Raw genomic sequence first — 12714 nt, 5'->3', positions numbered from 1 at the left:
TTGGTGGTTTTTTAATTTACCGATTTAAACGGTTAAAAGGTCGCAACTACTTTTACGTTGCCACTCACTTTTGCGCTATCTACATAGCCGATAGCATCAGCATTAGCTGCTACAAAATCTATGACAGCTTGATCTGAGCCTAACTTCTCTGGTGGTGTACCTTTACCTGTAAATACAAGTTTAGACCAGTAAGCATTAAGCTGACTGCCAGATTTACCTACAACTTTATCGTTAAACTCATCTGCTGCAGCGGTTCCATCTTGGTTTACTGGATTTACTTTAGTACCATCACCAAATGACTTGGCTTTACCAAGGTATATCTTTTTAATTGTATCTGCATCTAAAGCATTTGCGTTACCAGCGTTAACTATTACCGCAACTTCTGCAAAAGTATTAATTGAGCACAATGAAAGTGCACTAGCTAAAATTAATTTTTTCATTATTTGCTCCAATTAAAATACAAGGTCAACGCCAACAGCAACAACATCAGTTTCTGTATCAGTTACATCGTCTTCAAAGCGGCTAAAATCGATTTTAAACGCTGCAGAAGGGTGAAAGTCGTAACGCGCGCCGATAGTGTATACATTGCTTTGCGCTTGAACACCTGTCAAGGCACCGTTTATAGCTGCATTAAGGCTCGGTACTGCTGCGATAGGGTCAAAGCGAGATGCATCATGCTTATCGTCATTATCTTCATACGTAAAATGGACTATAACGTCATCCAAGCGGTAACCTACAGATGCATAATATTGTGTTTGCTCAGTCAAAATACTGTTTTCTACTTCAAATTGTGTATATTCAGCATCAAATAAGAAATTATCATAATCAATTGAGAAGCCAAAGCCGAAAAAGCTGCTGTCATCTTCGTTTATTGCAATATCGTCAGCTAACGTGTTTAAGCTGTTTGCGCGAAGTGCAGCTTCTAATCCATTTAATGCAGCGCCGCTGGGGTCTGTTCCGTCAAGTGCAAATGATGATTCAGCAATCAAATATGCAGCACGAACACTGAACCAGTCGTATGCAAGCGTCCAGTTAATGCCAGCAAAATCATTAAGCTCAGCTTGAGTTTTTTCAGTGATTGCGTCTATTTCACCATCAAAACTACCGTACATGACTTGTACTGTTGAATCCCAATCACCAAGTTGTGTATTGTGCAATAAGCTTAAACCTTCATAGGTAGAAAAAGGAATGCTATAAACAGATTGAGGCGGGCGTACCCAGCGGTAAGCGTAACCTACATCAATAAAATCTGAGTAACGGTAAAAAGGTACACGCATTTTACCCGCGCTAATTTGTAACTCGTCGCTTAATTCATAAGTTACGTAGGCCCATTCAAATTCTGCGTCGAAATCATTCTCACCACGAGCAACAATTTGAGCTGTTGCCGTTAGCTTTTCCATAAGGTCAGCTGATAGCTGTAATGCAAAGACGCTTTCGTTTTTAAATGAAATGTCATCATCATATCCATATAAGGTACTGTCGCTATCAAGGCTCTTTCCACCGACAATTGATGCAAAGCCATTAATTCGAACTTCGGCGCTAGCATAGTTTGTTGCTAAAGCCGCACATAATGCTACTGCTACAGATAGCTTTTTCATATGTATTTCCTATTAGTTAATTAGATGTTGATTCGAGCATATTATAGAAGTGAAATAGAGCTATATCTAATCAATTTAGCAAGTTAGTAGTAAAAATTAATTAAATTAATACTTTACTATTGGTTTTTGAAGAGGGATACCTGATATTTTTAATGCAGGTTTATGATTTTAAGTAAAAATATTAAGAAAAGTTGCAACCAATTTAATTTGATAACATATATTTGTAGAGTGAGGTTTTATGCAGTAATAGCGTAAAAAGTAAGTATTGCTGCAACGTGTTAACCTTTCCTTTATAGGAACATTTGCATTTTTACCAAAAAATAAATACATAAATTCACAATTGTGTAATATAATGCCCTTCCAGAGGAAAGATGCTACCACGCATCTTTTTTTATGCCCAAAATTTACTGGTTGCACCAGTAAATGCATAATAAACAATTTACGGTATCCTTTGGAGAATATTTTGAAACTACGCAAACTCTCACAGTTAAGCCTAGCAATAGTTGCTGCCCTGACTACCTCAGTAAGTGCTGAAGAAACCAAAACAACTGCAAAACAAGATGCGTTTGAAAAAATCGAAGTTACAGCTCGTAAACGTACAGAGAGCTTGTTTGAATCTCCAACCGCTATCACATCAATTGGTGCTAACTTAATTGATAAAGCCAATATGAGTAACCTTGAAGATATTGGTAAATACGTCCCTAATCTAAACATCACACGTTACGGTGTAGGTAACGCAGCACATGCTTCGGTATTTATCCGTGGTATTGGTTTGCAAGATCACATTATTACAACCGACCCTGGTGTGGGTGTATACCTTGATGGTGTTTACTTAGGCCGTCAAATGGGGTCTAACCTATCATTACCTAATGTTGAGCGTGTAGAAGTACTGCGCGGCCCACAGGGTACTCTTTATGGCCGTAACACGTTAGGTGGCGCAGTAAACGTTATTACAAAACAGCCGGGCGATGAAGGTATTTTAACAACGTCTGCAAAGTTAGGTAGCCGTGGCCGTATTGCAGGCGATGTGTACTTTAATAACTCATTAAATGATGAGTTAAGTATGTCAGCAAGTGCGTCATACAAAACACGTGACGGCGTTGGCGAAGCAGTAAACCTGGCGAATCCAGAAAAAGAAATTGGTGAAGAAGAAGAGTTTAGTGGCCGCGTAGCCCTTAAATGGCAGGCCAATAGCGATTTAGCGTTTACTTTTTCACTTGACGGTGTTGATAACGAGTCGGGTCAATCGCCTTATACTATTGAATTAACTGAGCCGCTTGATGCAAATGATGTATTTAATGGTGACTTTCCTCTATTAACACAGGACATGATCCCATCAGACCCTGACGATCTAGGCACTACTGTTGCTGGTATTGAATCTACGTCTTACTCAGGGTGGGGTACGTCATTTACTGCTGATTGGGCAATTGATGATACGTACACGGCTAAATTTATTTCGAGTTACCGCACTTCTGAATACGAAGGTGGACTTGATGATGATGCGTCACCTCTTAACTTATCTGAGTTCCCAGAAGAGGGTGGTGCAGACCAGTACTCGTTTGAAATCCAACTAAATGCGACTTACGACAATATGGACTTTGTATCAGGCCTTTACTTCTTTAATGAAGATGGTTTCACTCGTTCTGGTCCATTTGTATTTAGCCCATTCAACACACCTAATGGTTTATTAAACGATGGTGTTACACCTTCATTTGGTGGCTATGGTGACTTTGAAATAAACCAAGAAACAAATTCATACGCTGTATACTTTAATACAAGTTACGATTTAACAGATGATTTAAGTATTGGTGGTGGTCTTCGATACTCAAAAGATGAGAAAGATGCCGATGCGATTTTCCCTACATTTGCTGAACGTAAATACGTAAGTGCAGAGTTTGACGCGGTGACGTGGGATATTAATGCATCTTACCAAATCAGTAACAACATGAACGTTTATGGTCAAATTCAAAAAGGTTATCAAACTGGTGGCTTCCCACCACGTCCATTTGGTGGACCTGATCAGTTTGTGTCGTTCGACGAAACTAAAGCCGTAAACTACGAAATGGGTTTAAAAGGCCAAGTACACGAAAACGTATCTATGATGCTAGCGGTATTTGTTACTGATTACACTGATTTAGCACTTCCGTTTTCAGACCCAACAGCGGGTGGTGGTTTTGTAACTATTGTTGAAAATGCGGGCCAATCAAAAGCGCAAGGTATAGAACTTGAAACCACCGTTGCAATTACTGACGACTTCACAATAAGAAGTGCGGTAGGTTACCTAGATTCAGAAATTACAGAGGTTGATGCCGGCGTTCAAGGCATTGGTAAAGGTGATTCACCGGCTTTAACACCTCGCTGGACTGTAATGGTTGCCCCATCATACTTTATGGATTTAGACAGTGGTGCGACTGTTGCACTTAATGCTAATTATTCATACCGTAGTGAAATGCAAGGTCAGTCAGTATATAGCCAAAGTGAAACGATTGATTCGCGTGAGCTAGTTGGCTTTAATATTTCTTACACTAACGCATATGGCGATATGGAAGTAACACTTTATGGCGAAAACGTACTGAACGAAGTATACGATGTAGGTCGTTTACAACAATCAGGCTTTGTCGGTGTTATGAGAAGTAATGACCGAAGTGAATTTGGTTTAAAATTCAAAAAAGATTTTGAGTTATAAACTTAAGTTTGCATAAAAATAGAATGTAATTTAAGCATTATATTTTATTTAGCTCAAAAGGCCGGATCAGTTTTTGATTCGGCCTTTTTAGTTTGTGCAAAGGTCTGGTTGTTCGATACAATAGCGCCCTTAATTGCCAAATGGACTCTGTGATGAAAATTCTTGCCGATCAAAACATGCCTTTAGTTGAGCAGTACTTTTCAGATTTTGGTGAGGTTGAGCGGTTTGATGGGCGTAACTTAAAACCTGACCAACTGATAGACGTAGAAGTATTACTCACGCGATCTGTTACCAATGTTACTAGTGAGCTATTAGCAAAAGCGAATAAATTAAGCTTTGTTGGTACTGCGACTATTGGTATCGATCATATTGATACAGATCTTTTGAAAGACAAAAACATCGCATTTACAAGTGCTCCAGGGTGTAATGCTGTTGCTGTTGCTGAATATGTTATTAGTAGTTTATTTGCATTGAGCCAAGAAAATGCCCGCCCATTAACAGGCCAAACTATTGGCATAGTAGGGGTCGGGAGTATTGGCAGTTGTTTGGCTAAAAAGTTAAAAGCATTAAATGTAAAATTACTACTATGCGACCCTCTTAAGCATGAGCAAGGCTTACTTGATGAACATGTAGAGTTAGATGAGTTACTTGCACAATCAGATATTGTTACTTTTCATGTGCCACTTATTAAAAAAGGGCCTCATAAAACACTTCACATGATGGACAAAGTAAGGCTTAACGCCTTAAAACCGGGTACTACGATAATTAATGCCAGCCGAGGGGATGTTATTGACAATAGTGCTTTACTGGATTTAATGGAAGCAGGGGCCGATTTAGATTTAGTGCTTGATGTGTGGGAAAATGAACCTAATATTTTAACAGACTTACTTGCACATGTACGCTATGCCAGTGTGCATATTGCAGGCCACACGCTTGAAGGCAAGGCCAGAGGCACACAAATGCTTTACCAAAAACTGTGTGAGCTTAAAGGCGTTGAGGCTTCAAAATCTCTAACCGATTTTTTGCCAGTACCAGCTATAACGCAAGTGGCTATTGCTGAGAGTTTTACAGAGCAAGACATCGCACGTTTAGTGCACACAATTTACGATGTAAGAAGGGATGATGGGATTTTACTTCGTCATCTAGAGTCGGATGGTTTTGATAGTTTACGTAAACACTATCCTGTAAGAAGAGAATTTAGCACCTTAACCGTTAAAGGTGATGGCTCGCAGTTGGCTGTCTTAGATCAACTTGGTTTTACACTAACCAACTAATTATTAATATAACGGTGTTTTAATATCGTTTAAAGAGGAAAAAATATGTCGCAAAAATATAACGTTGCCGTACTTGGTGCTACTGGTTTAGTAGGGCGTCAAATTATCGAAACTTTAGCTGATCGTAAATTTCCGGTTGATCAGCTATTTTTGCTTGCGAGCAGCCGCAGTGCAGGTGAAGACATTAAGTTTCGTGGTGAGACAATCGAAGTACAAGACGTTGAAGGCTTTGATTTTAGCCAAGCACATATTGGATTGTTTTCTGCCGGTGGGAGCGTCTCAGAAAAATATGCCCCAATTGCAGCCGATGCAGGTTGTATAGTTATTGATAACACCTCGCACTTTAGAAATGATTTTGAAATACCCCTTGTTGTCCCAGAAGTGAATGCCTCAAGTCTTGCAGACTTTAGAAATCGTAATATTATTGCAAACCCAAATTGTTCGACTATCCAAATGATGTTGGCATTAAAACCAATTTATGATGCGTATGGTATTGATCGAATAAATGTATCAACTTACCAAGCGGTATCAGGCGCAGGGAAAGAAGCCGTTGATGAGTTAGCAAAGCAAACAGCTAACTTGATGAATGCACGCCCAATGGATAATGAAATATTTCCTAAGCAAATTGCCTTTAATGTTATTCCGCAGATAGATAGCTTTGAAGATAACGGCTATACCCGCGAAGAAATGAAAATGGTGAACGAAACGCACAAAATATTAGGTGATACAACAATCGCAATAAACCCAACGTGTGTGCGTGTTCCTGTGTTTTTTGGTCATTCTGAATCTATTAATATTGAAACACGTATGCAATACGACTTCGAACACGTTAAACAGCTGTTAAATGATGCTCCAGGCGTTGAGCTAATTGACGATGAAGGTGATTATCCAACAGCGGTTTCCGATGCCAGTGGCAACGATACTGTATATGTTGGCCGTTTGCGCGCTGATATTTCACACCCTCATGGCTTAAATATGTGGGTTGTTAGTGATAATACCCGCAAGGGTGCTGCAACTAATAGTGTTCAAATAGCTGAAGAGTTAATAGAAAATTATATGTAACATTTTAAATGTTAAGCACTCTTTAAAAGCGGTAAGCACTATGTGTTTGCCGCTTTTTGTTTAAATAGAGCGCCACTTTTTTGCCGTTTTTTATAATATTTAATAAAGTTACTGATAATACTCAATAAATCAATATTAAAAATGTGTTGTTAAGGCATTTCTTTTCAATGTGTTGCAATGGATATTGTGCCCTAAGTGGTTTATAGTTTGTAATTGGAATAGAGCTTGCAACAAAAATAGATTGTAATAACAAATGTGAGTCAGTCATTAGACTGATAAGGCAAGAGTAATCAATGTTTACGCACCTATTTAAGAGTGCTTTGTAACATTTAGACATTAAAGGATCAGCATGCGCGGTTTGGCTATACTTATAATATTAGCGTCTGCACTGGTAGTAACGCCTGTATATACACAAGATAGTACCCAATTAAAGGGGCCTAAAGGCGTTGACTATGGTGCTCAAGGGCGGTCTATTGGTCCGATTAAACCCACCGATACACTTTGGCGTATAGCTGTAAAAGTACGTCCAGATAACTCTGTAAGTATTTATCAAGTTATGCAGGCCTTGTATAACAAAAACCCCAACTCATTTTTAGATCAAAACCTCAATCATATGCGAAGTGGGGCTTATCTAAAAATACCGACTTTATCTGAAATTAGACGAGTGAATACTCAACTAGCTAGGCAGCGTTCCGAGCAAGATGACGAGTTATGGGAAAAGAAAAAAAACGGAACACTTACACAAACTGAAATAACATCAGCTCAAACACAGGTTACACAAGCGCGTAAAGTTGATGTAGACGACGCCAAAAAAGAGTTACAAAAAGAAATAAAAGAAATAAAAACAGACCAAACTAATAAATTAGTTGAGTTACAGCAACAGTTTAAAAGTTCAGTAACAAATGTTGAAGAGATTTTAGTTGAGAATAATAACCTTAAAAAACAGCTGACTGGAATTTCTAAAGAGCTCGAAAATGTTCGCCAACAATTAGGGCAAGATAGTGAAATACAGCTGCAGCTAAAGGAATTAATACTTAAACAAAATGAAATAATTGCCCAGCAAAAAGCTAAAGAGGTTGAACCTCAAAGCAGTTTTGACTTATTAGCCTTGTTGTCAAACCCTATTGTGCTGGGGCTGTTAATGTTCATTCCCGGATTATTGATTATCTTTGCAATTGTTATGTTTCTTCGCAAAAGAAAAGGCAATCAAGAAGAGCCTCAAGCAGATGATGAGTTTTTACCGCAAACTCCAACTTATTCTAATGAGAATGACTTAGCAACTGATCCACTTGATGACCCAATCATTCCAGATCCATTGGATGACTTGAGCGTTCAATTAGATGATCACCTCGAAGGTGACATGCTTCCAGATGATGATTTATTAGAAGATGACTCAGACGAACTTGATGATTCAGATAACTTACTTGATCAAGACGAGTTAGAAGGCCTTCTTAGCGACGATATTGTTTTTGATGATGAAAGTGACGAAGACGATGAAGTCGATATTTTCACGCAACAAGGGTTTGACGACAGCGCTGATGATAGCTTGGACGATATTGATTTAGATTTAGACCAAGAACCGTCTGGCACTGATGATATTTTAAGTAATGATGACTTAGATAGCCTATTCGACGAAGATGACAGCTTACCTGAGTTTGATTCACCAGCAGAAAAAGAGCCACAAAGTGATAGTTTAGAATCTAACGATGAAATGGCAGCATTGAGCGAAGAGCTTGCGACCGATGATTTTGATATAGATGATTTACTTGATCAAACGAGTGCCGAACCAGTAGACACATCAGATAAAACTTCTGAAGAAAGTGACGATTTTGACTTAGACGATATCGACAGCTTAATTGATGAAGCAAATGATGATTCAGCTAATGAAACGCCAACGGATACGTTAGTTGAAGAAGGTGATGACTTTGGTTTAGATGATATCGACAGCTTAATTGATGAAGCAAATGATGATTCAGCTAATGAAACGCAAACAGAGTCGTTAGTTGAAGAAAGTGATGACTTTGATTTGGACGATATCGACAGCTTAATTGATGAAGCAAATGATGATTCAGCTAATGAAACGTCAACGGATACGTTAGTTGAAGAAGGTGATGACTTTGATTTGGACGATATCGATAGCTTAATTGATGAAGCAAATGATGATTCAGATAATGAAACGCCAACAGAGTCGATAGTTGAAGAAAGTGATGACTTTGATTTGGACGATATCGATAGCTTAATTGATGAAGCAAATGATGATTCAGATAATGAAACGCCAACAGAGTCGATAGTTGAAGAAAGTGATGACTTTGATTTGGACGATATCGACAGCTTAATTGATGAAGCAAATGAAGATTCCGTAAATGAAGCGCAAACAGAGTCGTTAGTTGAAGAAAGCGATGACTTTGATTTGGACGATATCGACAGCTTAATTGATGAAGCAGATGAAGATTCCGTAAGTGAAGCGCAAACAGAGTCGTTAGTTGAAGAAAGCGATGACTTTGATTTGGACGATATCGACAGCTTAATTGATGAAGCGGACGACGGCTCAGCAAATGAAACATTAACAGACAATTCAGTAGAAGAAAGCGATGACTTTGATTTGGATGACATCGACAGCTTAATTGATGAAGCAGATGACGATTCAGCTAATGAAACGCTAACAGAGTCGTTAGTCGAAGAAAACGATGACATTGATACTGCTTTGGCCGGTTCTGTCGATGATTTAGCTGATGCACAAGAAGAGTTAAATGTTGATGATGTCGAATCTTTAGCTTCAGCTTTGATTGATGAATCTGAATCTGAATCGGAGAATGAGTCTGAAGAAGAGCCTGAGCTTGAAGAAGAGCCAGAGCTTGTAGAGGAGCCAGAGCTTGTAGAGGAGCCAGAGCTTGCAGAAGAGCCTGAGCTTGAAGAAGAGCCAGAGCTTGAAGAAGAGCCAGAGCTTGCAGAAGAGCCAGAGCTTGAAGAAGAGCCAGAGCTTGCAGAAGAGCCAGAACTTGAAGAAAAGCCAGAGCTTGAAGAGGAGCCAGAGCTTGCAGAAGAGCCTGAGCTTTTAGAGGAGCCCGAGCTTGAAGAAGAGCCAGAGCTTGAAGAAGAGCTAGAGCCTAATGAAGTGCTTGAAGACTTTGGGGCCGATGATTTTACAGACACATCAGACACGCTTTTAGATCCAGAAGATTTACTGGATGAATATAACGATGATGCGTTGCAAAGTGTAGACGAACTCTTAAATGAATTACAACAACCAGAAGACTCAGAATACGTAGAAAGCCCTGATTGGACACTTGATGATCTGGACGATGAAATTGAAGAGGTTGAAGTTGATCTAGGTGATGATCCCTTAGCAGAAGACACAGATTCTGATTTATCCCTTGAGGATGAATTACTAGAAACAGAATCAATAACGCCTAGTGAAGAGTTAGACGATTACCCTGAGTTAGAAATAGCTGAAGATCAAGGGGCTGAAACGCAAGAATCTACTAGCAATGAAGGTGAAAATGTTGTTAGTCAAACAGAAAAAGATTTAGCTGACTCTATTTCTAAGGGCGCAGACTTGAGTAACTTTGACGAGGAACTTGATGATGAGCCCCATGCCACTGCTGATTTTGATGAAGTCCCAATAATTGATGACAATGAGCTATTGGCGGTAGGCGATGCTGAAGAATTCGCGACAAAAGAAGGGCATAATGAATTAGATGATGACGAAGAGTTTGCAGAAGAGGTTTCAGATTTTTCGGATAATGATATCGAGGTGCTGGCTGATGAAGAACTTGATTCAGAACTATCACCAAGTCAAACAGAGCAAGAATTATCACAAGCGCTCTCATCAAGTATTGATTTAAATAGCCTAGAAGATGACTTTGACGATGAGCCGTTAATCGATAGTGAGTTTGAACAGTCAGATTCTGGACTTGATACTAATTCAGAAAGTGAAGAACCACTACCAGAAATTACAGATGAAGCATTGTTATCGCAAGAGGACTTTGATGATTCACAGGTTGATTTAGCAGGGTTAGACGCCGACTTAGAATTTGATTCTGTCAATGCAGAAGACTTTGAGGAGCTTGTTTCAGAGACGCCAGATGGTGATACTGATAACGACGAAGAGCTAGATGGATTAAATTTAGATGAAGTTGTTAGTGATACCACAATTGATGAAACTTTAGATGCAAGCCTAGAGCCAGAACTATCACCAAGTCAAACAGAGCAAGAACTATCGCAAGCGCTCTCATCAAATATTGATTTAGATAGCTTAGAAGATGATTTTGATGATGAGCCATTAATTGATAGCGAGTTCGATGAATCAAATTTAGAGCCTGAAATTAATGAAGAAGCCAACGTTTTAGTCCCAGAGGATACGGACGAAGATTCATTACTAGGCGCTGATTTAGAATTTGATTCTGTGGGTGTCGAAGGCGTTGAAGAGCAAGTTTTAGAAACGCCCCAAAACGACATTGAGAGAACGGATACTAAAGAATTTGAACAAGATTTAGATGATGATGGCGGCAGTGCGATTGCTCAGGAAGTCGACAGTGAGCATGAACGAGAATTATCACCAAGCCAAACAGAGCAAGAACTATCGCAAGCACTTTCATCAAATTTTGATTTAGATAGCCTAGAGGATGACTTTGATAATGAACCATTAATTGATAATGAGTTTGATGAATCAGAGTTAGTGCTAGAAACTAATGACAAGACTGAAGTATCAGCGCCTGAAGCTTCTGATGAAAGCCAAATTTTAGACGAAAACCTTGAATATTCACAAAACGATTTAGCAGAAACCGGTGTTGATTTAGAACTTGATCCTTTACCTGTTGAAATAGATGAGGTGCCAGTTTCTGATGTTGACGCTGATAGCACTGATTTACCTAATAGCGTAGAGTTTGAATCATCTGATTTAGGCATCGAGCAAACTGTTGATGATGAACTAGATGAACTAGATGAACTAGATGAACTAGATGAACTAGATGAACTAGATGAACTAGATGCTGAGCTTGAAATCAATGACGAGGTTGAGGGATCAATTGCTCAAGTTAACGATGATTCGGTTTCGGTAGAAGAAGTTGAAGAGCTACTTCCTAATAGACCGGATAATGGTGCTGATTTCTCAGGTTCAGGTGAAGATAATAGTGAAATAACCAGTGACGATGCGTTAAATCCAGAGCTTAATGACAACGAAGCTGATAATCAAAATTCAGCTGAAGATGATATAGACAGCGCGGGAACTAACTTTAATGACGACCTGTTAATTGATGAATTTAATGAACTAGATGGTGTGCTCGACAATCTTAACGACTTAAACGATGACACACTTGATGATTTACTCACAGAGTCGAATAACGCTGATGCGGACTATTTAGCGCCTGATAGTAGCGTTGGGCTAGACAATCCAGCATTTATAAGTGAATCGGACGATGAAATAAATGAACAAACTAATGTTGATCGTGAAGCTGAACTAACTCAAGTTGATTCTCAGGGTGATACTAACCTTGTATCAGATGAAGCACTTGATGATGAATTTATGGCTGATTTAAGTGAAACCGATTTCGATTCATTGCTCAATGAGTTAGCCGCTCCCGATGAACTTGCTATAGAAGATAGCAGCGAGTTTGATGTTGACTTTGATTCTTTATTGAAAGAAGACTTAGTTGATGAAGAAGTCTTCAATCATAAAGAGCCAGTCCCTGAAGACGCAAAACCTTTAGGTGAAGACGATTTTGTAGATATTGACTCATTACTTGAGCAAAGTGACGATGCTGAACTTGAGCATGAGCCTTACAATGACGTAAATATAGACTTAGGTTTAAGTGAGTTTGATGCATTACTTGCTGGTGATAATCCAACAGACGTTGATGCCGAGAGTGGAGGTTACTCCGCTAAGTTAGACTTAGCACGTGCCTATATTGAAATCGACGACTTTGATTCCGCGCTTAAGGTGATTGAAGACGTAATAGCAAAAGGACCTGAAGAAGTTCAAGAAGAAGCGCTTAGTTTGCAAGCAAAATTACAACAATAGCTTTTGTGTTAATTTAAATACGATAAACCCATAATTGGTGATGCTGATTATGGGTTTTTTATTGTTTTTATATGA

6 protein-coding genes are annotated in these 12714 nt (G+C 39.0%); 4 read left to right on the top strand and 2 right to left on the bottom strand.

Annotated elements, in window-relative coordinates:
* Positions 1-32 precede the first annotated feature (32 nt).
* Together MTP24_RS11195 and MTP24_RS11190 are read right to left on the bottom strand one after the other, a co-directional pair.
* Complete coding sequence (locus MTP24_RS11195; protein ID WP_138527415.1) at positions 33-440, bottom strand: phosphate ABC transporter substrate-binding protein; 408 nt, start codon at positions 438-440, stop codon at positions 33-35.
* A gap of 12 nt (positions 441-452) precedes the next feature.
* Positions 453-1598 carry a porin gene (locus tag MTP24_RS11190; RefSeq protein ID WP_058404777.1) on the bottom strand — a complete coding sequence of 382 codons (1146 nt, stop codon included), beginning with the start codon at positions 1596-1598 and terminating at the stop codon, positions 453-455.
* 463 nt (positions 1599-2061) lie between these two features.
* Between MTP24_RS11190 and MTP24_RS11185 the strand changes: the two genes are divergently transcribed.
* The 4 genes from MTP24_RS11185 (at position 2062) to MTP24_RS11170 (ending at position 12639) form a co-directional block, all read left to right on the top strand.
* The gene (locus tag MTP24_RS11185; protein ID WP_138527414.1) at positions 2062-4284 is read left to right on the top strand and encodes a TonB-dependent receptor; all 2223 of its coding nucleotides are present in this window, start codon (positions 2062-2064) and stop codon (positions 4282-4284) included.
* Between the two features lie 152 nt (positions 4285-4436).
* On the top strand, positions 4437-5558 hold the full coding sequence (locus MTP24_RS11180) for a 4-phosphoerythronate dehydrogenase (RefSeq protein WP_243531224.1): 1122 nt from the start codon (positions 4437-4439) through the stop codon (positions 5556-5558).
* A gap of 45 nt (positions 5559-5603) precedes the next feature.
* Positions 5604-6620, top strand: a complete 1017-nt coding sequence (locus MTP24_RS11175) for an aspartate-semialdehyde dehydrogenase (protein WP_006793896.1) — start codon at positions 5604-5606, stop codon at positions 6618-6620.
* Between the two features lie 349 nt (positions 6621-6969).
* On the top strand, positions 6970-12639 hold the full coding sequence (locus MTP24_RS11170; protein ID WP_243531223.1) for a FimV/HubP family polar landmark protein: 5670 nt from the start codon (positions 6970-6972) through the stop codon (positions 12637-12639).
* Positions 12640-12714 lie beyond the last annotated feature (75 nt).

The organism is Pseudoalteromonas sp. APM04 (assembly GCF_022809815.1).
In the GTDB taxonomy this organism is placed as follows: domain Bacteria; phylum Pseudomonadota; class Gammaproteobacteria; order Enterobacterales; family Alteromonadaceae; genus Pseudoalteromonas; species Pseudoalteromonas marina.
The sequence above is the reverse complement of the archived record's forward strand: the minus strand, read 5'-3'. Positions and strand labels throughout refer to the sequence as shown.